The sequence below is a fragment of the Nostoc sp. genome, assembly GCF_036917275.1.
Lineage (GTDB): Bacteria > Cyanobacteriota > Cyanobacteriia > Cyanobacteriales > Nostocaceae > Nostoc.
The window spans coordinates 147,980-171,949 of record NZ_JBALDF010000060.1 but is presented as its reverse complement, the minus strand read 5'-3'; the positions used below and the strand labels follow the sequence as shown (position 1 = coordinate 171,949).

The window sequence follows — 23,970 nt, the reverse complement described above, 5'->3', positions numbered from 1 at the left end:
AACCCAATGGGGTTATCTCTCAAATGTCACTCATCCCTGAATATTTATACTCATTTCGAGTGAACGAATCGCACCTCAGGTCTTAAGACACTGAGCTTGTCGGCAAATCGTGTTATTTCTTGTCAAGGTCAACCAATTTTGGATAATGGAATTGACGATAGCGCAGCGTAAAGCCTGCGGCATGGCAACTCTTAGAGAGTTTGCGTACTCCTACGGGGATATTGCTAGCAAGAGCGTCTCGTAAGAGAGCGTCTTTTGGATTTGTTCTTTATTTATTTCAAGGCGGGTTGGCAACGAAGCCAGAGATTAAAAAGATATGGGTAATGACAAGCATTTAGGCTGGGGACTGTCAAAAGTATTAAGCTATATAACAGGAAACAAGCGAGGCTAAAAACATGATTCTGCCTGGAGCAACTGTTCGCGTCAACAATCGTGCAGATACCTATTACCGCTACGAAGGACTCGTGCAACGGGTGAGTGATGGCAAAGTAGCCGTATTATTTGAAGGTGGGAACTGGGATAAATTAGTTACCTTCCGCCTGAGCGAATTGTCACTCGTAGAGACCACAGCCGGACGTAAAAAAGCCAAATAAGATTAGTTAGGAGTTAGGAGTTATGATTCCTCAACTCATCACTCATATACTTCTAACTCAGCACTCAGCACTCAGCACTGGCTCAACCATAGCTATCCGCTAACAGCACTTAGCACTCCCATGCGCCTCCCCCTACCACAGTTTGCTACTGGCGATCGCCATCCCAACCACATTGCGGAGGTGATTGAGACTAATAGTACCGAATTTTTGGCCCAGTGTTTGGAACCGGAAGATTTGAGCTTTCCTTCCATGCCACCTTTTGGTAGTTGGGTCTGTTCTGTAGATGAAGAATCTGGCAATCAAGTTTTTGCTGTGGTGTATTATGCCACAACTATGCCCATAGATTCCGTACACCGGGCCAGAGCTTTGGGGTTGTCATTGCAAGACTTACGCGAGGAACAACCCCAAATATTTGCCATGCTCAGAACTGAATTCCGGGCTGCGATCGTGGGATTTGAGCAGTCTTCCCAAAATCGAGGTTATAACCAAAGAATATATCAGTATCTACCACCCCGTCCCCCGCAAATTCATCAAGCTGTTTATCGGTGCGAACCAGAAGCAATCATTAAATTTACTGAAGAACTAGATTTTTTGCGGACACTGCTTTCTATAAACGGTGCGCCAGTAGAGTCTTTGAGTGCAGCTGCCATTCGAGATGTATACCAGTTACGCAAAGCTGACCGAGAATGGCTAATTAAAGCTGGACGTAGCCTGAGCGTGTTACTTAAAGACGACTACGATCGCTTGCGGTTCATTTTGAGTCAAATCCATCCGTAGGTAGTTAGTTCTTAAACAATTGCCTAGTTAGTGCAAGTTAATATTTTTGATTTTTCGTCAGGTGGCTTCTACATTTATATCGCTCAGGTGATCGGCCCCAAGGTAATCGCAGTTTTACCATAGCCCCTTCAATTCCTACCTATGGAACTCATATCACAAGTTCTTGTTCTGGAACCAACTTCCCAAGTTCTTGGCAAGGAACCAATTGTTCCCTTTGCTATTTTGCTGGTGGTCATCTTAGTTATACCCATCATCTTTGAGCGGCTAAAATTACCAGTATTAGTGGGTTTGGTTTTCTCAGGGGTAGTACTTGGGTCCTCAGGCTGGAATCTATTTCAGTCTGACTCGCCGCTGATTAACCTGCTATCCGACATTGGATTAATTTACTTGCTGTTTGTCACAGGATTAGAAGTTGATTTAGAGCAGTTCCGCCGCCAGAAAAGTCGTGCCTTTGGGTTTGCTAGCTTGACTTTCAGTGTACCCCTGGTGATGGGAACCTTAGTAGCACTAATTTTAGGCTCTGGCTGGAATACTTCAATCTTAATTGGCTCTTTATTCGCTTCCTATACCCTTTTGGCATATCCCATAATCAGCCGTTTGGGAGTGGTAAACAATGATGCTGTTACTGTCACCATTGGAGCTAAGATTTTTACAGATATTGGTGCAGTGCTGATATTGGGTGTTTGTGTAGGCATCACTCATGCTGGAGCATTCAGCTTTGCTAAACTACTCACCTTGTCGGGTTGGTTAACTATTTACTCTGTTGCTGTTGTCACAGGCTTTGATTGGGCAGGCAAAGAATTTTTCAAACGATCTGGAGACGACGAAGGAAACAAGTTTTTGTTTGTGTTGCTTTCTATGTTTTTGGCGGCTGTGGGCGCTCAATTGATTGGGGTAGAAAAAATTGTTGGTGCTTTTTTAGCGGGTTTGGCGGTGAATGAAGCTGTGGGTGAAGGCCCAGTCAAAGAAAAGGTGGTATTTATTGGCAGTGTGCTATTTATTCCCATTTTCTTTGTTGACCTTGGCTTACTGATCAATCTACCTGCCTTTGTGAACAACCTGGACACGCTCAAGTTAACGCTGTTGATGATAGTCGGTTTGCTTGTCAGTAAATTAATTGCAGCTTTGTTGACAAAACTGGTTTACCGCTATAAGTGGCAAGAAATGCTAACCGTCTGGTCGCTATCACTTCCCCAGGTTGCTACAACCTTAGCAGCAACGTTAGTGGGATATCGGGCTGATTTGCTGCCATTAGAAGTATTACACAGTGTCATTGTCTTAATGCTTGTCACATCAACCTTGGGGCCGTTGATAACTAGTAGAATAGCTGTTGGTTTAAATTCCTCACCAGCTGAAGATCCAGCACCCCTACCTGACCAAAACGCACCAGAAACAGGCAGTGCTTTTACTATAGTCGTACCTGTTTATAATCCTCAGACCGAGCAGTATTTGATTGAAATGGCGGCACTATTAGCGCGTCAGTCTCAGGGCAAAATTGTACCACTAGCGATCGCTGCTGCTGCTGCTCAGATGGATGCACCGCAGTTAGAAGCCTCTCTACAACGGAGTGAACGGTTATTGACCAAAGCCACGGCACAAAGTCGAGTATTGGGTGTGGCCGCAGAACCACTGCTCCGAATTGATGATGCCTTTGCTCAGGGAATTAGCAGAGCTGCTCGTGAACAAAATGCTAATTTAATTGTTATGGGTTGGGGTAAACGGACTGGGTTGCGAGCACGTTTATTTGGGAATGTGATTGATGGTGTGCTTTGGGCATCCCATTGTCCAGTAGCGGTGACACGTCTAGTAGAATCACCGAAAAAAATTCAGCGCATCTTAGTACCAGTAGAAAACTTAACAGCACCTACATTACAGCCTGTGCAATTTGCCCAGATGCTGGCAGAGGCAAATCAGAGCCACATTACTGTGCTGAATGTGTGCGATCGCCGCACTAGTTCCAGTAAAATTGCTTGGAGGCGATCGCATCTCTCCTTACTGGTATCTAAATTAGCTTTGGCCAATACCCCAGAAATTCAAATTATCGCTCATGAAAATGTTGCCCAAGCAATTTTGCAGGCAGCACGATTATATGATTTAGTAGTTTTACCTTTTATACGTAATCGTACCAGTCCTGGAGGGTTAGCCATTAGCGATGTCACAACCCAGTTAGCTAGACAACTCACCTGCTCCATTATCATGCTTGGAGAACCGCAAAGCACTCAAACCACAAATATAGTTATGTCTAACCCGGTTACCAGCATTACATCTGCTGTATGATACGAGGCAGAGTTCACTCTATCAAATTTTTGATTTTGGACTTTCCTGCGGAACGCTACACGTAGCTTGCTTCCACGTTCGCGGAGCGTCTCGTAGAGAAGTGGTACGGCTACGCTCAGTCGAACGATTTTGAATTTTGGTGCAGCAGCGCGGTCTTCTTTCTACAGCCCTTTGGGCATCTTACGGCAGGCGTTGGCCTCTCACGAATGGGAGAAGGGGAGACACCAGGGGCGATAGTGCAGTACATTTCTAGTCAACCTCCTCTGTGCTACTTTGCATCCAACTGAGAACAGTAATAACCGTAAAAACACTTTATATTATTGAAGATTTGATGAACTTGAGATGCAAAATAACAATCTTGAGACTAAGTTTGTTATTTTGCTAGTTAAATTACTAAGGAAGCAGGTAAAAACATCACAAAACTATAACCTAAGTAAGTTCAACAACACTTTTTGATTGAACCTTATTCTTTTTTTCGTTTTGTATTTTGTCCTCAAGCTGGGTAATCTAAAAGTAAGTGCAATAGCTACTGAAAATATTTGTAAGTAACTGGGAAACTATGAGAATTTTGGTGACGGGCGGTGCTGGGTTTATTGGTTCCCATCTCATCGACCGACTAATGACTGATGGGCATGAATTAATATGCTTGGATAATTTTTACACTGGTCACAAACGCAACATTCTTAAATGGTTAGGTCATCCGTACTTTGAACTTATCCGCCACGATATTACCGAACCAATTCGGTTAGAAGTGGATCAAATTTATCATTTAGCTTGTCCTGCTTCTCCGGTACATTACCAGTACAACCCAGTTAAAACTGTAAAAACTAACGTGATGGGAACACTAAATATGTTGGGGCTGGCTAAACGTGTGAAAGCTAGGTTTTTCTTGGCTTCAACTAGTGAAGTATACGGAGATCCAGAAGTTCATCCCCAACCCGAAGAGTACAGAGGTAGCGTCAATCCCATTGGGATACGTTCATGCTACGACGAAGGCAAAAGAATTGCTGAGACTCTAGCATTTGATTACTACAGGCAAAATAAAGTTGATATTCGAGTGGCTCGGATTTTCAATACCTACGGACCAAGAATGTTAGAAAACGATGGTCGGGTGGTGAGCAACTTTATAGTTCAAGCCTTGCGAGGTAATCCTCTAACCGTGTACGGTGATGGTTCGCAAACTCGTAGTTTCTGCTACGTTTCCGATTTAGTGGAAGGATTCATCCGCCTGATGAATGGCGAGTACATTGGCCCAGTAAATTTGGGCAATCCTGGTGAATACACGATTTTACAATTAGCACAAGCAGTGCAAAATATGATCAGCCCGGACGCACAGATTAAGTTCGAGACACTACCTTCGGACGATCCTCGGCGTCGCCAGCCTGATATCACAAAGGCAAAAACTTGGTTAAATTGGGAACCTACAATTCCTTTGCAAGAGGGGTTAAAACTAACAATAGAAGATTTTCGCGATCGCATTCAAAGCGATGTCAGTAATTCAACTATTTAAAGCGCCTAGCGTCGCTCGGAATTTTCATACAGGTTCGCTCTCGATAACTAATATCCTTAGTGGTTGAGTTTCCTGGCTGTGTATAAGTGTTTGAGAACTTCTTTTTGAAGACTAATTCCAAAAAAGTGAGGAGTTAAAAAATGCGTGTTTGCGTGATTGGTACTGGTTACGTTGGTTTAGTTACAGGTGCTTGCTTGGCTCATATTGGGCATGATGTAATTTGCGTAGACAATAACGAAGAAAAAGTTAAGTTAATGAAGTCTGGACAGTCCCCAATTTTTGAGCCGGGACTCTCAGAAATTATGCAGTCTGCCATTCAAACAGAGAAGATTCATTTTACTAGTGATCTCGCTGCTGGAGTTACCCACGGAGAAATTCTGTTTATTGCTGTGGGAACACCACCTTTACCCACTGGTGAAAGTGATACTCGTTATGTTGAAGCTGTAGCCCGTGGGATTGGGGAAAATCTCAACGGTGGTTATAAAGTCATAGTGAATAAATCTACAGTCCCTATTGGCTCAGGTGACTGGGTGCGGATGCTTGTTCTAGATGGTACAGCTGAACGGCAGAAAACACTAGTAACCGCAGGTGGGGTGTTGAGTGATGAGAAATTACCTGAGATTGCAGCCCAGTTTGATGTGATCAGCAATCCAGAGTTTTTGCGCGAAGGTTCGGCAGTTCACGACACCTTCAACCCCGATCGCATTGTACTAGGAGGCAATAGTCAAAGGGCTGTAGCCTTGATGCAACAACTGTACGCCCCAATTGTGGAACGTAAGTATGCTGAGGATCAATCTTTACCCCCTGTGCCAATTTTGGCAACAGACCTGAGTTCGGCGGAGATGATCAAATACGCCGCTAATGCCTTTTTAGCCACTAAGATTAGTTTTATTAACGAAGTTGCTAATATTTGCGATCGCGTCGGTGCTGATGTCACCCAAGTAGCTAAAGGTATTGGTCTAGACTCCCGCATTGGTAACAAGTTTTTACAAGCTGGTATTGGTTGGGGCGGTTCCTGCTTTCCCAAAGATGTCTCCGCCCTGATTCACACTGCTGATGACTATGGTTATGAAGCCCAACTACTGAAATCCGCTGTCAGTGTCAACGAACGTCAGCGGTTGATTGCTTTGGAGAAACTCCAACATGTTCTGAAAATTCTCAAAGGCAAAACAGTCGGACTACTCGGACTGACCTTCAAGCCAGATACCGACGACTTACGCGACGCCCCAGCACTCAACCTAATTGAGCAGCTAAACCGACTAGGAGCCAAAGTCAAGGCCTACGACCCGATTGTTTCCCAAACAGGTCTACGTCATGGGCTTTCCGGTGTACTAGTAGAAACCGATGCCGAAAGACTTGCTGACGGCTGCGATGCTTTAGTACTCGTCACCGAATGGCAGCAATTCAGCACTCTGGATTATGTGAAGATGGCAAAATTGATGGCTCACCCCGTTATCATTGATGGTCGTAACTTCCTCGACCCCGAAGCAATGATCCGGGCTGGATTCCAATATGTAGGCGTGGGAAGATAGATAGTTAGGAGTTATGAGTAATCAATGATGGATAAGAATTACTTACAAGCTATAATCCTTAATTGCTAACTCTAACTCTCTTAAAAACCCAAAAATTTATTTACAATACCGCCTAAAACGTTTTAGGCGGTATTTAATTTTAGAGCTTCGCCCAAAGATGCAAATACGCTGAAAAAACGTGAATTTTACGGCTCATATAGTGTCCGTCTAATTAGCTTAATCAAAATACCTTTAAGAGATTTTACTATATAAAACCATCCCTCTTCGATAGGACAGAGGGACAGACTTGAACTTTAGTTCAAGGCAGGGAGAGGTTCGCCGAACTCATATTAAAAAAACTTTACTTTCTTTGTTTACGTGAAAGCTTCATGTCAAGCGCTACTTGGAATACGCTCAATTTCAGCATATCCACTGAAAATAAGTTTTTGACCTTCAGTTTCTAATCGGTTGAGCCGCATTTTCACTCCATCGAGGTCAAAGCGATCTAAATCAACCATATTATCCAAAATTTCTACCAGAGCCAGGCTTAAGGTTTGCGAGATTTCCCGTTGGGCTTCTGGCACCTGGTCGAGTTCAATTTTCGGATCTTTGAAAGAAACTCGCCGCCGCCTTTCAATGCCTATAGTTAGAATCATGCTCAGGGGTACAAGTTCACCATTGTTTAAATCTGCTTTTGCTATGAGCTGTAAGCGATTTTCAGGTAATAGCTGTACCTGAACTTCCGTAAAGGAAACTGGTTCACCGCCAGATAATGCCGTCAGTGATGGTACTGAGAGATTAAGCAGGCGCTTTTTCACCAGTTCCGCATTAAAAGCTTGGTTGATACCTGCTTCTGATAGAATTACCTGAGCGATCGCTTGAGTGGGTTGCTTAAGACTGAGTTTGCCCTTTAAAACCGAGCCGAAGTCAATAGCCACCGCATCGGTTTCAAAAGACATCTCCTCTACTGCGAAATCTCTGCGAATCACCAAGCCACTACCGCTCATTTTGAAGCTATCAATGCTGCCTTGCAACAGTTTGCTGGAGGGATAACAGCGCACAAAAACTTCTACTGACTCGCTTTGGGTAAACAGGTGGCGAATCGTTTGGCTGGCAACTGTGTTGAGCATTCGCTCTCCCCAATCTGTGCCTTTAGGATTTTGTAAACCAGTAAGTCCGCCGAACATGTGGTTTTGGGTCTCTAGAAGTTCTTTGTACTTTTGTAACAAACTGTGAAGAATACAGCAAGCGATCCCGTGATTAATTGTACTGATGGATAGGTATGAGATTGCTGATGGTTATAAGTCTAATGTGTCAAATGTTACTTTCGTATAGCGAGTGGGAATAATTGAACTAAGTTATTGCTAAGATTCTCACCAGTACTAAGTATGATACAGCTAAACATTCTAGAACTTGCCAAGCAGGGCGATACAAATGCGATTAACACTTTGGTAAGTCAGTGGTTAAATTTACCCATAATTACGCCAAAAACTAGTTTCAAACAAAATTCTCTACAGATAATGCTGGAATCATTTGAAGTTCCAGTACAACAGTTGGTAGTCCCACTTATTTGTGATGGATTAATTAATTTAAGCATCGAATCTTTTAAAAATGTCAAAATATACGGTAGAGTAACAGGCGAGGATTTTCCAGATTGGCAACAAGAAATTGAGTTAGAAGCACTAGTAAATTCAGTTGGATTAAGACCTCAAACAAATGTTGAAGTGGAATCTTCAATTACCATTACTAAAACAACAAATAATAAATTAACTGTAAAAAAACCATCTTTTTGGGATTCATTGTTTGAAACAGTAGCAGGAACAGCCGAAGTAGTTGGCGGTGCTGCTGTTCAAGCTGGACAAGCTGCTACAGGAGCAGCTATGGGCATGAGTGAAACTATTGGAGGTGCTGCCGTTCAAGCTGGGCAAGCTGTTGCAGGAACAGCCAGAGTTGTTAGCCGTGCTGCTGTTCAAGGTGGACAAGCTGCTACAGGAGCAGCTATAGGCATGAGTGGGACTATTGGTAGCGCAGCTTTTCAGGGAACACAAATAGCAGGGCAGGCACTAGCAATTGTTGGCAATAATCCCCAATTACAAGTAGCAATAAAATCTCTAAATCAAGATTGGTTAAATCCTTTAATTCAACAGGTTGATTTAGTGAAAGCTGAGGCTTCTGTCAGAAAGTTACAGCAAGAACACCCAAATGAAGAACCAGCGCAAATTGCCCATTATCTCATGCTGGAAAAAGCTGTTTTAGCGGGAGGAACAGGGCTTGCTAGTAGTCTTGCACCAGGACAAGCAGCTGCAATGTTTATGGTGGATTGGGCTGCTACATCTGCGTTATCGGTAGAGTTAGTTTACCAAATTGCTGCCGCCTATGGCATGGATTTAGAAGATTCCGATCGCAAAGCGGAAGCAGTAGCAATTTTTGGTTTAGGGCTGGGTGGAAAAACAGCAATCAAAGCAGGTTTGGGTTTACTACGAAATCTGCCAATAGCAGGAGCCGTAATTGGTGCTAGTTCAAATGCAGTCATGATTTATGCATTAGGTTATGCGGCTTGTCAGTTTTATGAAGCAAAACAGAATCCATTAACTTTAGAGGCAACATTAGTAGATGCTCAACTAGAGAGCGGAAAATTTCTCGAAGCCGCTATTTTTCAAGAAAAAATTATGGATCAAATTTTGGTTCACATTGTCTTAGCAGGTAATCTAGATAAGTCTTGGGAAGATATTTTACCAGAATTACAAGCTGCTAACCTTAGTCCTGCTTCAATCGATGCCATCGCTTCTCATATTAAATCTCCACCATCTTTAGAAACTTTACTTGAGCAAATTAATAGTGATTTTGCCGTACCTTTACTGGCTCAATGTCAAAAAATTGCTCATTTAGACGGGGTAATTACGCCAGAAGAAGCTAAGGTGTTAGAAACGATTAACAAAAAGTTAAACCGTGATTTAGCTGCAATCAAATAACCTGAATATTAGTGTTAAGCTGTTGCGCCTTTAATTTGCACTAATATTTTTTCAATATGATTGTGGGGTGGGCATCTTGCCCGCCCTGATAGTGCAAGTTGTATACGTAACAGCTTATTCATCCCTAAGTTAGAAAATCTGCCCATTGCTGCTACTTTGGATAAAGCAATGCAACAAGGGCAGATGGTTACGTTTCAAGTCTAGAGTCTTACTCTAAGAAATTTGACTGGGCAGTCTTGACACCTATACGACCAACTGCAGGTATTTCTATTAGCTGATCTGTAGCAGTAGGAGTTCCATTAGTATTGCCACTGGCAGTCACTGAACTTTGATTGCCGGGATGTCCATTGGGGATGAACAATTGCGGATGGTCAAAGGGTGCTTGTTCAAGGAGGACTCGCTGATCAGTAAGTCCGGTTCTTAAGAAAGCGACCAAATCAGCTTTTTTAGCATCGGTTAAGTTCAACGGTACTGCACCAAGTCCACCGTCGTCACCTCGACCACGATTGTAAAAGTCTACTACTTGCTCCAGAGTTGCCTTCCCACCGTTATGCATATATGGAGCTGTCAAGCCGATGTTACGAAGGGCAGGTGCTTTGAACAGTGATGTGGTAGTATTTCCGGCTCCTGGGTCATCAGAGGCAGGTCTGACACCGTAGTTAGGGAAGAAGCCGTTAGTTGGATTATTAATTAGCGGATCAGTTGAATCAGTTGAAGCTACTCCTGCGGTTCTTCTCACCGAAGCTCTGGTGAATTCTGGAATTGTATGGCAGACGTTACAATTACCGCCACCATTAGCCGGAGTATTGACAAACACAGTCAGACCGCTTTTTTCCTGATCTGTGAGAGCATTAATATTTCCCGCTTGGAATTTATCAAAAGGTGTCTGGTCAGACACAAGAGTAGAGATATACTTTTGCATTGCTAACGCAGAGAATAAGGAGAAGTTCCAATCCCTAAGCGAAAACTGATTTTTAGGTAAAGTCAGTCCTTCCTCACTCTCATTACCATCATCATTTTTGCCGAGGACTGTTGGTGTTCCATTACTGTCAACTTGAATGATTGACTTTGACTTCCACCATTGCTTTTTAAAGGCTTGCCGAATCAGCTGATCATAGGATGAGATATCCAAACCGGGCTTACGGGATCGACTATTAGATCCTAAAACACTGTCTTGCCGATCTACAAGTTGTTTACCTAAGGGTCTGAGGCTTTTGAGCTTCTGACCTTTTTTCCGCAGAAACTTAGAACCGACTTCAGGTAAAGTACGACCACCAGCAGATGTCTCAAATGGACTCAATAGTGGCCCGGTTACTAGGGAAGCTAGAGAGGAATTGTTGAGCGAAATGGAAACAGGAGTTAGTTGCCTTGATGTTGTAGCTATGTAAACTTTAGCATTAAAGTCTGCTGCTCCTTTTATATTCACCCCATTAAAGGTTTCCTTGGCGCGACCATCCCAAAACTGGAGTTTATTGAAGATTGTATTAATTACCGTTGGGGTATTACGTGGCTCAACTCGACGCACATTAATTCCATTGACTTGAAAGCCGTCTGGATCTGGCACAGATGTAGTCGAATCCTCTGGTCGACCCGGAACAGTGTTATTAATAACACTGTTAAACACACCTTGGGATGAGGCGACATCGTTAGTGTCAGAAATAACTGTACTGGTTCGATCATTAGGATCTGCCAGCTTGTGAAATGGAAAATCTGCCGCCGTGAGTTGATAGTTTGCACCACCACCTACCTGGAAAGTTGTATCTTTCAGTGATGCCAAAAAACCAGGATTGATTTGATTCTTTGATCTATTATCAGCTCCTGCATGAAAGTGACAAGTAGCACAGGACTGAACGCCGTCACTACCAAGCTGCATATCCCAGAATAGGGATTTTCCTAGCTTGAGTAGGGCTGTTTGGTCTTGAACAAAGTCTGCAAGATTGCTTGGTTGAGCCACTGCTGTCAGGAGTGGTGGGTTCGCCGGGTTAGGGTCTCCAGTTGTAGCCGGAGGTAAACTGGTTATGTTATCTAGGGGAGCCGGGTTTGGTGTTACTGCCGATACAATGCCTCCACCAGCGATCGCCAGAGAAACTATGACGAAAATTGCCAGAGGGCGTGAATATCTTGATACTATTTTGGTTTTAGTTTTAAACCTTAAATAAATCCAAAAAAGCATCAAAATTAGCACTAGTAACATTGCTAATGCACCATTTGAGGGTATCATTAAGACCTCGCTATACGTGTGGAAATTATGATGTTGAGGCCATTCTTGACAGATTAAGATAAAATGAATTTTGTCAATAGTATTTACGCTGTAAATTAACTACTATTACTTATTGACAAATTGATTATGAGCTTAATCTTTCAAGAAGGGGTTGAGACTGACTCACAAAAACTCAGCCTTCTTTTAATTAGTACAAAATTACTAATGAAGGATTGTAACTATCTACAAAATACCAAGCAGTACCGATCTGATTTTCTAGACATTTTGAGGACAAAGAAGTTTTTCCTACCAAATGAGATTTCGTTGTTGAAACGCAATACCTGTGAATGAAACTGTACGAACAATAAACTAATCAGGAAAACATGATAAAAAATATAATATTGTAGTTATTAACAAGCTATTAACAAGATATTGATAAGTTATTAACAAGATATAAACAAGATAATAACTTTTTACCCACATTCTGCAAGTTAGTTTTAAAATCTTAATATTTTATATAAACCAATTATCGTTAGATACGCTTGTCATCCAAATCGGATGACAAACTTAACATATTTCCTATCTTGTCAACAACTTCCGGCGCAGATTATCCAACGCTGCATTTGCACTCACATGACGAATTAGAGCGCGCCCTCGCACTGTACCAAACTGATACTCAAAACTTGCCACTTCATCCTTTGGCCCAGCCAAACCAACGTAAACTAAACCCACTGGCTTGGTATCTGTTCCTCCGGTTGGACCGGCAATACCAGTAATACTCAATCCCCATGTTGTTGCAAGGCGGGTTTTAACTCCAATTGCCATTTGCTCTGCAACGGTAGCACTTACCGCTCCAAATTTATCTAAATCTTCTGGGTTAACCCCCAGCAGCCCAACCTTCACCGAATTGTCATAAGAAATTACTCCACCCCAAAAGTAATCAGAACTCCCTGAAATCTCAGTCAACATTTGCCCCAGTCCGCCACCAGTGCAAGATTCTGCTACGGAAAGTGTTTCTTTTGATGCAAGCAATAACTGACCGACCACGGAAGCGAGAGTATCATTATTAACGCCGTAAAAATCTAGTCCAGCGATTTCTTTAATCTGTTTCTCAATGGGCGCAATTAAGGCTTCTGCGGCTGCTTCTGAATTTGCTTTAGCAGAAACTCGCAATCTTACTTCCCCCTTACCTGCATAAGGGGCTACTGTGGGATTTGGCAACTTCAAATAGGAAGCAACCTTTTCCGCCAAAGCAGATTCACCAATACCCCAAAATTTTAAACTCCGGCTATAAATAATTTCTTTACCCCAACCCTGACTTTTGAGAAATGGGATGGCTGTTTCTTCCCACATCGGATGCATTTCACTGGGAACACCAGGAAAGGTAAAAATCGTGATTTCAGGACGAGGTTGCCAAATGATACCAGGTGCTGTTCCAGTGGGGTTGGGTAGAATTTCTGCACCTTGGGGAATCAAAGCTTGCTTGCGGTTACTTGGTGACATAACCCGACCACGTTGGGCAAATTTCTGGATTATGTCTTCGATGATGTCAGAGCGTTCTACCAAGGGGACTTTAAAAAAATCGGCGATCGCTTCGCAGGTGAGGTCGTCTGGTGTCGGGCCGAGTCCACCAGTGAAAATGAGAATTTGCGCTCTGGAAATAGCAATTTCTATAACTTGCTTCAACCGTTCTGGATTATCCCCAACCACTGTTTGATAGTAGTGGGGGATACCTAGTTGCGCTAATTGTTGCGCCAAAAATTGAGCATTGCCGTTGAGGATATCTCCTAGCAGCAGTTCAGTACCAACACAAATAATTTCTGCACTCATTGGAATGGGAAATGGGGGAATTGGGAATTGGGAATGAGGAATGGGGAATTGGGAACTATTTACCAATCCCCCATGCCCAATTATGCTAGTGCTGGGACAGGGATTTCCAGGTGAGAATATAAGGGGAAGCGATCGCACAATGCTGCTACCCTTTGCCGACAATCTTGAGTAACTACCTCGGAATCTGGAGAAAGCAGGCGATCGCTAATAATATTTCCAATCTCGGTAAATTCTGCTACTCCTAAGCCCCTTGTGGTCATTGCCGGCGAACCTAATCTTAGACCACTGGTAACAAATGGCGATTGTGGATCAAAGGGAACAGTATTTTTGTTAGCAGTAATATTCACGGTGCTGACTAGCTGATCCGCCTGCTTACCCGTCATGCCAATAGAACGTAAATCCACGAGCATTAAATGATTGTCAGTGCCATTTGACACAATCTTTAAGCCCCGGTTTTGCAGTTGTTCTGCCAAAGCACGAGCATTTTCAATCACTTGGGCAGAATAGGTTTTAAACTCAGGCTTCAGAGCTTCTCCAAAAGCTACTGCTTTACCAGCAATGACGTGTTCTAATGGCCCGCCCTGGCTACCAGGAAAAACAGATTTATCTAGCTTTTTACCTAGTTCTGCGTCGCTGGTCAAGATTAAGCCACCTCTAGGGCCGCGTAGAGTCTTGTGTGTAGTTGTTGTTACTACATGACAATGAGGAATGGGATCAGGATGAAGACCACTAGCAACCAAACCAGCGATATGGGCAATATCCGCCAGTAAGTAAGCGCCGATTTCATCAGCAATGCTGCGGAACTTTTCAAAATCAATTATCCGGGGATAAGCCGAATAACCACAAATCAGCAGCTTAGGACGCTCCCTCAGCGCCAGCTCCCGAATTTGGTCGTAGTCAAGTTGTTCTGTTTGTTGGCTGACACCGTAGTGGCTAACTTGGAACCACTTACCTGAAACATTTACAGGTGAACCGTGGGTGAGATGTCCCCCATGAGACAAATCCATCCCCATAATTTTGTCACCTGGTTCCAGCAAGGATAGGAACACTGCAAAATTAGCTTGGGCGCCAGAATGAGGTTGTACATTTGCGTGAGCAGCACCAAATATCTGTTTAGCTCGGTTGATCGCCAGTTGTTCGATTTTGTCGATAAACTCACAACCGCCATAATAGCGTTTACCAGGTAATCCCTCGGCATATTTATTTGTCAGTACCGAACCTTGAGCCGCCAGTACAGCAGCGGAGGTAAAGTTTTCACTAGCAATCAACTCCAAGTGGTCTCGCTGACGCTGTAGTTCGTCGTTGATTAACTCCGCGATCGCTGGATCAGAGGAGGTAAGAAAGTCTGAATTAGTCCTAGTCACTTCAATTATCCTTGTGGAAATTTGTACAACGGCTGATTTTGGTTGGGCGCAGCACCTAACAGCTTTACAAAGGCGATTAATCGTCTCCGTACTCTGGAGGTTTATTTGTGCCAACTTATTTATTATTAGACGCAAGCTCGATTAATGCATTAATTATCATAACGTTGCTTTTTGAAACTGGGCTAAATAAAGCTTTTTGCGATCGCTCTTCTGTCGGACAAAAAGCTGAAGCTTCGACAATTGACTGTGCGTTATACAACGCTTGCGGTACATAACTGCGAAGTTATTCGCTGAAAACTTTAAGCACTCAGTATTTTTCTAAATGAAAAATTGTTTGAAATTGTGGGACAAAAAGCTGAAGCTTCGGCAATTGACTGTGCGTTACAGCGCTTCCGGCTATTATGCAATACAGTTTTTCTCCTTGCCGTCTCCTATCAAAGCTTTCAGATTTGAGAATGTACCTCATAGCTGCCGAAAGTGCTGTATTTACAGGTGTGAGGATTAAATCTTTTCAGTTCTCTTTTTACCTGTTTTGCTTGCCAAGTAAAAAAACTACATAGAAACGCTTTTTAATAAATGGGATATAAAGCCTGATATCCACAGCCGAGCGCTTGCTAACCCGCTTTATAAATACCTTTTCTAATTCTGTCAATTGAACATCGGTAAAGGTAGCTGCTACTTGAGGAGGAATGCAGGCGAAAAACTGTTGTAGAAAAGTGCCACTTTTGGACGAATATTTAGTTAAATGCTTTTTAGGCATATTATTTTTATTGTCGAGGTGAATAGGCTTTAAAACATCGAACTGTGTTTATCATCCCAACACTTATCATTACGCCAAGTTCTGTTAGTATATTCGCATTCAGATTTATCAAAAATCCAAGGAATAGATGTAGGGTAAGGCGAAGTTGAAATAGAAGTAAGTGAAATAACTGAAGACCATAAAAAACAGAAGATAGTGAAGCCACAACTCAAGAGAACGGTTGCAAATACTGTTAATAATATTAAATTACCTGGATTTAAAAGAGGATATCTACCTTTTTTAGATTGCAAGCCCTGTTGCGAAAGATATTCCGAACCTGCTAATAAAACTAGATAAAATCGAAGTCTTTGAATCGGGAATGAAACTCTTATATCTATAGAATGACGAGTCCAAACATGAGAGCCAAAACCCCTTTGTATAGCTTTTAATTGCTCATCAGTAAAAGAGGCTGCTACTTTCGGACTAATTTTAGAAAAAAGTCCTTCAAAAATAGGGTCAATATGTTCTAGACTTTTCATAATTGTGGTTGACTAGATGCCGTCGTTATCAGAATAACCCAATTGTCTAGCTCAGTCTTTGATATTTACATTAAAAAATTATCAATTGATAATAACTTTATATAAATGATTGGTTTACGGTTTAATTACTTAATTTACTCACTAAATTTTGAATTCTTCACTAGAGTTTAATATAAAAAAAGTTTTGATAAATTTTAGGCAATCGCAATTAGTAATATATGGCAATGAGTAAGTCGGTGCTAATATTTCAAGCTATATTAATAAAAGCAAAAGGTCTAATCTCAACCAACATGCAAAGGTGCAAAGATGTGCTTTGCACCTTTAGGGACTGACCAAAAATAAATTATCCAAAATTATTTGTACATCTGTAGAGGCGCAAGGCCTTGCGCCCCTACGTTCGCGGAGCGTCCCGCAGGGATGCGATGTTTTTTAACTGGAAGTCCCTTATCAAGAAGAACTCAGGAGTCATGAGTCAGGAGTCAGAAATCAGAAGTCAGAAGTCAGAATTCAGAAAGATAGAACGCTCATATTTTTTTGACTCCTGGCTTCTGAGTAGAAGGGTCTAAAACCCCTCCCTTGTTGGGAGTCTTTAATTGGAAGGGGTCAGAATCCTCAACCAATTTTTTATTCTGACTCCTGTATTCTGACTTCTGTATTCTTCTTCAAGTGAAATTACGATCCAATCTTGGGTACAGTATCTCCAGGCCCGGCGGTGACAATTATCAGATTTTCTGGCTTAATTAAATCCTCAATTGCCTGTTGCATCTGAGCCATAGTGACTGCTTGAATCTGCTGGGGAAACTCTCGGATTTCTGCTCGTGAAAGTCCCAAGACAGCATTACTCAAAATGATGCTTGATACATCACTGGGATTAGCTAAATCCACGGGGTAACTATTAGTAATTGAGCGTTTTGCCGCGTTGAATTCAGCCTCAGTTACACCTTGTTCGCGCAACTGTTTGAGTAAAGCGAGAGTACTGGCGATCGCTTTTTGGGTATCTCCAGGAGCAGTCTGCATCTGAATCAAGAACGGGCCAGGATTGATTCCGGCGGCAAAACCACTATAGATACCGTAGGTTAGACCTTGGCGATCGCGCACTTCCGTACCCAAGCGGCTTGATAAGGTATCACCACCCAAAACTTGATTTAGCACTAGTGCCGCATAATAACGTGGGTCTTTCCGAGCGATGCCGTTGTACCCGATGTAAGTAACAGCCTCTGTCTTACCGGGAATTAGTTTGTTTAGACGTGTTAAAGTTTGCGGTAATGACACGGACGCTATTTTAAGAACAGGTTGCTTACCTGTGGCTTGCCATTTACCAAACGCCTGATTCAGCAAAGCTTTTACCTTAACTGGATCAAAGTCTCCTACTAAAGCGATCGTTGTGGTATCTGGTCGGTAGTGTGTCTGGTAGAAGGCAAGCAAATCATCACGAGTAACGCTCTTTAAGCTCTCGGCCGTGGGAAAGCTATGGAATGGATGATTTTCTGGGTAAATTGCTTGCTGAAATACTTGTCGTCCCAGTCCTCTGGGGTCATCTAGCTGGACTTTGAGACTTATCAACGCCCGCTGGCGACTCAGTTCTAACTGGTCGGCTGGGAAAGTGGCGTTTTCTAACACATCTGCCAGAGTTTGAATCAATATCGGCAGGTTCGCTGAAAGTCCCTCACCACTGACGCTAACTCCCTCGCGGCTAGCACCGAAGTTCAAATCGGCTCCTCGGTCTTCTAAGGTTTTCGCTAGGGTAAGAGCGTTTTTAGTCTGCGTCCCATTCATTAAGTTAGTCGCAGTCAGATTCGCTAATCCAGCTTTTTGATTGCCGTCAAACTCGCTACCGGCGTCAATTTGTCCACTCAGGTTAATCGTGGGGAGGTTGCGCTCGCTCAAGAGCAGAACCCGCAAACCATTATTCAAGGTAAACTCTTCTGGTAGTGATTGTTTGCCCGAATCTGTAGCTGATGTGGCAGGTGGAAGATATTTAGCCAGTTCTGCTGGATCTACAGGCTTACCGGGGCTGAAATTTTCCACTGTCCGACCAGAACCAGCGCTAGAAGTCCCTGGTTTACCATCTGGTTGAGTTGGCTCAAAGAAGCCGATGGTTTGTTTAGCCGGATTTAGGTAAGTTTTTGCTGCTTGCTGCACCTCGGCTGGGGTGACTTTAGCGATCGCAGCCAGATACTTTTCAATATAACGATAATCGCCGGCCACAGTTTGGTTATATCCCAGTTGGCTAGCTTGACTAGTGATGTCTTGGTTACCCAAAATATACGAGGCTTGCAGCTGCGTCTTCGCTCGGTTCAATTCTTCTGTAGTGACTGGCTGCTGTTGCAATTTTGCTAAAGATTCCTGGAGCACCTGGGCAATTTTCCCTAACTCTTGACCGGCTGCCGCCGTAGCATCAATTTGATACCAACCTGGTTCGATGAGTTCGGCTGCACCGCCACTCACCGAACTAGCAAGTCCAGATTCCACCAATGCTTGGTAAAGTCTAGAGCTACGTCCGCCTGTGAGAATGGCATCCATCACATCAATTGCTGGCACATCAGGATGCTTGATATCTGGTAACGGATACACCGCTTGCAGTAGTGCCGCACTTCCAGGCTGCTTGAGGACAATGGTTGCTTTTTTAGCAGAGGTTGAAGCACTCACCTGGGCAGAATTTTTAGCCACAGCCGTCTTGGCTCGTTTTGGCAACTTCCCATAAGTTTCTTTAACAACTTTCAATACAGGTTCTGTGGCAAAATCCCCAGTAATCACCAACGTGGCATTCTCTGGGCTGTAGTAGGTTTGGTAATAATTCCGCACCTGCTCCACCGTGAATTTCTCTACATCGGCTTTTGTACCTCCCACAGGTAAGCCATAGGCTCTGCTAGGGAAAGCATCTCGCATCACCGCCCGATCCAGACGATAGCCTGGTGAATTTTCGTACCCCTGTAACTCGGAGATCACCACCCGCTTTTCACTTGCGAGTTGTTCAGTCCCAACTAAGGAGTTTTCCATGCGATCGGCTTCTAGTGTCAACAATGCTTCGAGTTTGTCTCGCTGCACTGTGCCAAAGTAAGCTGTTTCGTCATAACTAGTAAAGGCATTGAACTGGCTACCCAAGGCACTAAACAACCTTCCAAACTGCACTGGACGGTCAGTTGTACCCTTGAACATCAAATGTTCTAGCTGGTGAGAAATGCCATTCTCTCCCTTAACCTCGTTGCGTGAACCAACTTTATACCAGACTTGTACGCTGACTACTGGAGCGGTATGGACTTCTTTGGTTAGCACTGTTAAGCCGTTGTCCAATACCGTTTTTTTCACCCCTTGGGTGAACGAGAGAGTAGATACAGGTGCGGCTGCTGTTGGTGTTGCAGCATTGGTAAAATTCCTCGAAAAAGGCACAATACTTAGGAGAAGGCTAAGTAAAAACCCGATAAGCATATATGAGCGTAACTTCATAAGCAATGCAAAATTCAAAATCTCTAATTATAAAACAAAATTCTAGTACCGTTTTGAAAAAGTCAAAAGACTTATATTTTCAGTTTTTTTACCACTTTCAATGGTAGCTTTATTTTCGCCATGCTGTAATAGTCGGTTTTCAAGTTTATCTATTTGCAAGATAGCTACGAGCAATAGCCCACAACAAGGGTATAAAAATCCCTTTCCCTATTTATTGCCACTTATTCCCTATTTTCAATATATATGTAACTTTACGCACTATTACAAATTATTACAAGTATATTAACAACGATTGCAATGTGTTCGATTTGACAAGTTTTTCGGAATATTCACCTTTATAATTGGTTTAATTCTTATTGTCATCCCATCAGGGTAGATATCTTGATCAAACTAGCAATAAATTTTTGAGATATGCAAACAAGAAACTTAATTGCATCATTCACTTTAGGTATAACTTTAGCAGCAATACCTGTATCACAATCTTATGCCTTAGAAGAAAACGCACCAGACGTGTATAGTTTCACAGGGTATAATTTAAAAGGTGAGAAACTCAGTATTAATTACTCAACAACAAGCTTTATTGGCAAGCCTTCTTTCCAATATAAAGACCAAAAACAGACATTAAACTTTGAAGGAGAAAAGCAAATCCGTACCGTAGAAACGGAAATTGGTACACTAGTGACTGTGACTATTAAACAGACGCTAAATGGTGAGTACACCATATTTAGCTTGCTCATACCCCGTGTAAAAATTGGATTGGGCGAGGAAGTAAAAATTGTAACCAACGGAATCACAACATTGAATCGTTTTTCTACGATTCCTCAATCCAACCAGCAGCAGAAACAACTTTATACAATAATCAATCTCAAGGGTACAGCCCGATTTGTCGTGTTTTAAGCACAAGAGGGATATAGAAATTAGACTTCTTGCTCAGATGGAGCAAAACAGTAAGGGTGAAGGAAAATAATTGTTTCTCTCCACCCTTATTGCTTAACTTGATTCCCTTTTAATTTGGCATCTGGGTGATAACATCTTTTGATCAAAAGCTTAGAAGTAGCTTAATAGCTTATTAAAACAGATTTTCTTTCCTTGTGATTTTTATGAGCGATCGCCTTCATAGACCAATACGGTTCAGTTAAGGGTTTAATTACCGTTTAATTTGCTTAGGAAAGTTAGGAACTAATAAAGATTGCCCTAATTCCCCTTGCTCATTATAAAATTTCATTTGACTTTGTTCATTACATAACCATATTTCCACAGCTTGAGCTTCTAAATATAAATTTCTTTTAAATTCCATTTCTTCCAAAGTGTTACCACTGGATTTAACTTCTACACAAATTTCTGGTGCAATAGATGCTGATACTTCGTCTTCAATTTTATAAAATCGTTCTTCTGAACACCAGACAACATCAGCAACTTTCACACCATCTGATGTGTTAATAGCACATTCTGGCATTACTTCTCCTGTATTTAATAAAGATTCTAATAAACGTTGAATTCTTCCTTGATAAAAAGAATGTTTAATTTTGACTGGACTCATTACGATTTGACCCCATTTATTTAATTCAATTTTGAAGGGTAAATCTTGTAATTGTTTGTGTTCACAAACTTCTTCCCATCTCATAGTTAATATTTGGCTAGAGTGATTGATTTAATTTTAACTCATCAATATCGAGTCTCCTATCATTGCTGATATTTACTGTTGATTGATAGCAAAAACACTCACGCAAAAACGCAAAGTTTATTTGAGCGGCTTGGCATATTTGCGTGAGATAATCAGTTACATTATTCTAAACTTCAACATTCAAAGCACGCACCAAAAAAGCCCATTTATCTGCGGCTTCTTCGATGATTTTAGCTGTGGGTTTACCCGCACCATGTCCAGCTTTAGTCTCAATTCTAATTAACGTTGGCGCATCACCAGTGTGAGCTTCTTGCAAAGCTGCGGCAAATTTGAAACTATGAGCAGGGACAACGCGATCATCATGATCGGCTGTGGTAATTAAGGTTGCTGGATAAGCTGTATCTGGTTTGAGATTTTGCAATGGCGAATAAGCATACAGCGCTGGAAACTCTTCTGGATTATCTGCTGAACCATATTCGGAAGTCCAAGCCCAACCGATGGTAAATTTGTGGAACCGTAACATATCCATCACCCCGACTGCTGGTAAGGCTGCACCAAACAAATCAGGACGTTGTGCCATGCAAGCACCCACCAATAAGCCGCCGTTACTACCACCTGCGATCGCCAGCTTATCAGTCTTAGTATACTTATTAGCAATCAGCCACTCAGCTGCGCCAATAAAGTCATCAAAGACATTCTGCTTTTTATCCTTTATTCCTGCTTGATGCCATTCTTCGCCGTATTCTCCACCGCCGCGGATATTGGGCATAGCATAGACACCACCCATCTCCATCCATACCAAAAGACTCACAGAAAAACTAGGTGTCATTGAGGCATTAAAACCACCATAAGCATAGAGATAAGTCGGATTATTTCCATCTAATTTAATGCCCTTTTTATGCGTAATAAACATTGGCACTCTAGTACCATCTTTGCTATCATAAAAAACTTGTTTTGTCTCGTAATTATCAGGATTAAAATCTACTTCTGACTGGCGAAAGATGGTACTTTTACCAGTTATCATATCGTAGCGATAGATAGTTCCTGGTGTGGTGAAACTGGTGAAAATATAAAAAGTTTCGGTATCATTACGTTTTCCTCCAAAACCTCCGGCTGAACCAAGTCCAGGTAGTTCTACCTCGCGGATAAACGCACCTTTGAGGTCAAAAATTTTAATTTGGCTGTGAGCATCTTTGAGGTAATCTGCAACAAATTGATTATTGAGTATGCCTACACTTTCTAACGTTTCTGCTGATTGGGGGATGATTTCTTGCCAATTTTCTGGCGCAGGGTTTTTGGTGTCAATCGCAATAACTCGTCCCCGTGGTGCATTTAAATCCGTGCGGAAATAAAACAGGCGCTCATCATTGTCAATAAAGCTGTAATCTGCCTCAAACTGGTTAATTAGTTCTACGACTTCCGCATTAGGGTTAGTCAAATCTTTGTAGAAAAATAAATTCTTGGAGTCAGTTCCCAGCCAAACAGAAATTATTAGATAGCCTCCATCTTCAGTAACACCACCACTAAAACCCCATTCCTTTTGGTCAGGACGATGATAAATTAGTACATCTTCTGATTGGGGTTTACCTAGTTGATGATAGTAGAGCTTTTGATAATAGTTGACATCTTCTAATTGAGTTTTTTCATTCGGCTGATCGTAGCGACTGTAAAAGAAACCTTGATTATCATGTGTCCACGATGCACCAGAAAATTTAATCCACTTCAGGTGGTCTTGCAGGTCTTCACCTGTCTCAACATCGCGGACTTTCCACTCTTGCCAATCAGAACCAGAGGCGGATAGACCGTATGCTAAAAGTTTGCCATCATCGCTAATAGACAATCCTGAAAGAGCAACAGTGCCATCTTCTGAAAGTTTATTGGGATCGAGCAAAACTTTGGGTTGGTCTTCGAGGGTTTTTAGGGTGTAGAATACACTTTGATTTTGCAGTCCGTCATTTTTGAAATAAAAGTAGCGTTCGGTGGAACCGTCTTGCAGAGATTCACCTTCTTTAAAAGGGATACCATATTTTTCATAATCCCAAAGTTTGGTGAGGCGCTGTTTAATTTTTTCCCTGGTAGGAATTTCACTCAAGTAGCCAAAAGTAACTTGATTTTGTGCCTCAATCCAAATCCTTGTTTCTTCAGAGTCAGGATCTTCTAACCAACGGTAAGGATCTGCAACTAAAGTCCCGTGGTAGCTATCGACTTGATTACTCTTGTGGCTGGATGGGTAGGTGAGGGGTTTTTTAGAGGAGGGCATAATCTCAGGTCAAAAGTGCTTCTTTACATACTACAAAGATAGACCTAAGACTGGAGCATACACTGACTAAACCTGCAAGCTTCCAATTGGAAAGAGTACCTGCTGGGGTACTAGTACCGCAAGGCGGAAGTCAAAAGTCAAAAGTCAAAAGTCAAAAGTATTATGGAATAAGCTCTTTAGGGCTTTTCGATGGTCTACTTATTTACGCCGTGCTGTACTAGTAAGTAGCAAGCAGTCCCGTTAGGATTTTAATCAGCAAGCAAGATAAACTAATCCGCTTGAGTTAGGGAGGATCAAGCCTTAATCCAAGCGGATTGAAGTATAAAC

The 23,970-nt window shown here is 42.3% G+C and carries 16 protein-coding genes; 8 read left to right on the top strand and 8 right to left on the bottom strand.

Annotation, left to right across the window (positions count from 1 at the left end):
- Nucleotides 1–395 precede the first annotated feature (395 nt).
- The 5 genes from V7K35_RS24035 (at nucleotide 396) to V7K35_RS24015 (ending at nucleotide 6,689) form a co-directional block, all read left to right on the top strand.
- Nucleotides 396–593: an NAD(P)H dehydrogenase subunit NdhS gene (locus V7K35_RS24035; RefSeq protein WP_273766774.1), complete on the top strand. Its 198-nt coding sequence runs from the start codon at nucleotides 396–398 to the stop codon at nucleotides 591–593.
- Between the two features lie 120 nt (nucleotides 594–713).
- On the top strand, nucleotides 714–1,370 hold the full coding sequence (locus tag V7K35_RS24030; RefSeq protein ID WP_334794876.1) for an HAS-barrel domain-containing protein: 657 nt from the start codon (nucleotides 714–716) through the stop codon (nucleotides 1,368–1,370).
- A gap of 141 nt (nucleotides 1,371–1,511) precedes the next feature.
- The gene (locus V7K35_RS24025) at nucleotides 1,512–3,647 is read left to right on the top strand and encodes a cation:proton antiporter domain-containing protein (RefSeq protein WP_335082283.1); all 2,136 of its coding nucleotides are present in this window, start codon (nucleotides 1,512–1,514) and stop codon (nucleotides 3,645–3,647) included.
- 559 nt (nucleotides 3,648–4,206) lie between these two features.
- Nucleotides 4,207–5,157 (top strand): UDP-glucuronic acid decarboxylase family protein, encoded by a 951-nt coding sequence (locus V7K35_RS24020; RefSeq protein WP_335082281.1) that lies wholly within the window; start codon nucleotides 4,207–4,209, stop codon nucleotides 5,155–5,157.
- Nucleotides 5,158–5,297: 140 nt separating this feature from the next.
- A complete protein-coding gene (locus tag V7K35_RS24015; protein WP_335082278.1) occupies nucleotides 5,298–6,689 on the top strand; it encodes a UDP-glucose dehydrogenase family protein in 1,392 nt (463 codons plus the stop codon).
- Nucleotides 6,690–7,060: 371 nt separating this feature from the next.
- On the opposite strand, the gene V7K35_RS24010 is transcribed toward V7K35_RS24015, so the two are convergent.
- Nucleotides 7,061–7,855: an LmeA family phospholipid-binding protein gene (locus tag V7K35_RS24010; RefSeq protein ID WP_335082276.1), complete on the bottom strand. Its 795-nt coding sequence runs from the start codon at nucleotides 7,853–7,855 to the stop codon at nucleotides 7,061–7,063.
- Nucleotides 7,856–8,056: 201 nt separating this feature from the next.
- Between V7K35_RS24010 and V7K35_RS24005 the strand changes: the two genes are divergently transcribed.
- Nucleotides 8,057–9,640, top strand: a complete 1,584-nt coding sequence (locus V7K35_RS24005) for a hypothetical protein (RefSeq protein ID WP_335082274.1) — start codon at nucleotides 8,057–8,059, stop codon at nucleotides 9,638–9,640.
- Nucleotides 9,641–9,848: 208 nt separating this feature from the next.
- On the opposite strand, the gene V7K35_RS24000 is transcribed toward V7K35_RS24005, so the two are convergent.
- The 3 genes from V7K35_RS24000 to glyA form a co-directional block, all read right to left on the bottom strand.
- The gene (locus tag V7K35_RS24000) at nucleotides 9,849–11,861 is read right to left on the bottom strand and encodes a cytochrome c peroxidase (protein WP_335082272.1); all 2,013 of its coding nucleotides are present in this window, start codon (nucleotides 11,859–11,861) and stop codon (nucleotides 9,849–9,851) included.
- 558 nt (nucleotides 11,862–12,419) lie between these two features.
- The gene (locus V7K35_RS23995; protein ID WP_335082291.1) at nucleotides 12,420–13,670 is read right to left on the bottom strand and encodes a competence/damage-inducible protein A; all 1,251 of its coding nucleotides are present in this window, start codon (nucleotides 13,668–13,670) and stop codon (nucleotides 12,420–12,422) included.
- A gap of 80 nt (nucleotides 13,671–13,750) precedes the next feature.
- Entirely contained in the window at nucleotides 13,751–15,034 is a 1,284-nt protein-coding gene (gene glyA, locus V7K35_RS23990) for a serine hydroxymethyltransferase (protein WP_334795392.1), read from the bottom strand.
- 107 nt (nucleotides 15,035–15,141) lie between these two features.
- Between glyA and V7K35_RS23985 the strand changes: the two genes are divergently transcribed.
- Nucleotides 15,142–15,309, top strand: a complete 168-nt coding sequence (locus V7K35_RS23985) for a hypothetical protein (RefSeq protein ID WP_298904684.1) — start codon at nucleotides 15,142–15,144, stop codon at nucleotides 15,307–15,309.
- A 514-nt stretch (nucleotides 15,310–15,823) separates the two neighbouring features.
- Here V7K35_RS23985 and V7K35_RS23980 read toward each other — a convergent pair.
- Together V7K35_RS23980 and V7K35_RS23975 are read right to left on the bottom strand one after the other, a co-directional pair.
- Nucleotides 15,824–16,312: a hypothetical protein gene (locus tag V7K35_RS23980; RefSeq protein WP_335082270.1), complete on the bottom strand. Its 489-nt coding sequence runs from the start codon at nucleotides 16,310–16,312 to the stop codon at nucleotides 15,824–15,826.
- 672 nt (nucleotides 16,313–16,984) lie between these two features.
- Complete coding sequence (locus V7K35_RS23975) at nucleotides 16,985–19,741, bottom strand: M16 family metallopeptidase (protein WP_335082268.1); 2,757 nt, start codon at nucleotides 19,739–19,741, stop codon at nucleotides 16,985–16,987.
- A 429-nt stretch (nucleotides 19,742–20,170) separates the two neighbouring features.
- On the opposite strand from V7K35_RS23975, the gene V7K35_RS23970 reads away from it, so the two are divergent.
- Nucleotides 20,171–20,656 (top strand): hypothetical protein, encoded by a 486-nt coding sequence (locus V7K35_RS23970; protein WP_335082266.1) that lies wholly within the window; start codon nucleotides 20,171–20,173, stop codon nucleotides 20,654–20,656.
- A 250-nt stretch (nucleotides 20,657–20,906) separates the two neighbouring features.
- Here V7K35_RS23970 and V7K35_RS23965 read toward each other — a convergent pair whose 3' ends face one another.
- The gene (locus V7K35_RS23965; RefSeq protein WP_335082264.1) at nucleotides 20,907–21,383 is read right to left on the bottom strand and encodes a Uma2 family endonuclease; all 477 of its coding nucleotides are present in this window, start codon (nucleotides 21,381–21,383) and stop codon (nucleotides 20,907–20,909) included.
- 166 nt (nucleotides 21,384–21,549) lie between these two features.
- Nucleotides 21,550–23,643, bottom strand: a complete 2,094-nt coding sequence (locus V7K35_RS23960; protein WP_335082262.1) for a prolyl oligopeptidase family serine peptidase — start codon at nucleotides 23,641–23,643, stop codon at nucleotides 21,550–21,552.
- Nucleotides 23,644–23,970 lie beyond the last annotated feature (327 nt).

What these genes read in the sequence shown, in the direction of transcription:
- V7K35_RS24035 (WP_273766774.1), top strand. Translation starts at nt 396, where the DNA reads ATGATTCTGCCTGGAGCAACTGTTCGCGTCAACAATCGTGCAGATACC.
- V7K35_RS24030 (WP_334794876.1), top strand. Translation starts at nt 714, where the DNA reads ATGCGCCTCCCCCTACCACAGTTTGCTACTGGCGATCGCCATCCCAAC.
- V7K35_RS24025 (WP_335082283.1), top strand. Translation starts at nt 1,512, where the DNA reads ATGGAACTCATATCACAAGTTCTTGTTCTGGAACCAACTTCCCAAGTT.
- V7K35_RS24020 (WP_335082281.1), top strand. Translation starts at nt 4,207, where the DNA reads ATGAGAATTTTGGTGACGGGCGGTGCTGGGTTTATTGGTTCCCATCTC.
- V7K35_RS24015 (WP_335082278.1), top strand. Translation starts at nt 5,298, where the DNA reads ATGCGTGTTTGCGTGATTGGTACTGGTTACGTTGGTTTAGTTACAGGT.
- V7K35_RS24010 (WP_335082276.1), bottom strand. Translation starts at nt 7,855, where the DNA reads ATGTTCGGCGGACTTACTGGTTTACAAAATCCTAAAGGCACAGATTGG.
- V7K35_RS24005 (WP_335082274.1), top strand. Translation starts at nt 8,057, where the DNA reads ATGATACAGCTAAACATTCTAGAACTTGCCAAGCAGGGCGATACAAAT.
- V7K35_RS24000 (WP_335082272.1), bottom strand. Translation starts at nt 11,861, where the DNA reads ATGATACCCTCAAATGGTGCATTAGCAATGTTACTAGTGCTAATTTTG.
- V7K35_RS23995 (WP_335082291.1), bottom strand. Translation starts at nt 13,670, where the DNA reads ATGAGTGCAGAAATTATTTGTGTTGGTACTGAACTGCTGCTAGGAGAT.
- V7K35_RS23980 (WP_335082270.1), bottom strand. Translation starts at nt 16,312, where the DNA reads ATGAAAAGTCTAGAACATATTGACCCTATTTTTGAAGGACTTTTTTCT.
- V7K35_RS23975 (WP_335082268.1), bottom strand. Translation starts at nt 19,741, where the DNA reads ATGCTTATCGGGTTTTTACTTAGCCTTCTCCTAAGTATTGTGCCTTTT.
- V7K35_RS23970 (WP_335082266.1), top strand. Translation starts at nt 20,171, where the DNA reads ATGCAAACAAGAAACTTAATTGCATCATTCACTTTAGGTATAACTTTA.
- V7K35_RS23965 (WP_335082264.1), bottom strand. Translation starts at nt 21,383, where the DNA reads ATGAGATGGGAAGAAGTTTGTGAACACAAACAATTACAAGATTTACCC.
- V7K35_RS23960 (WP_335082262.1), bottom strand. Translation starts at nt 23,643, where the DNA reads ATGCCCTCCTCTAAAAAACCCCTCACCTACCCATCCAGCCACAAGAGT.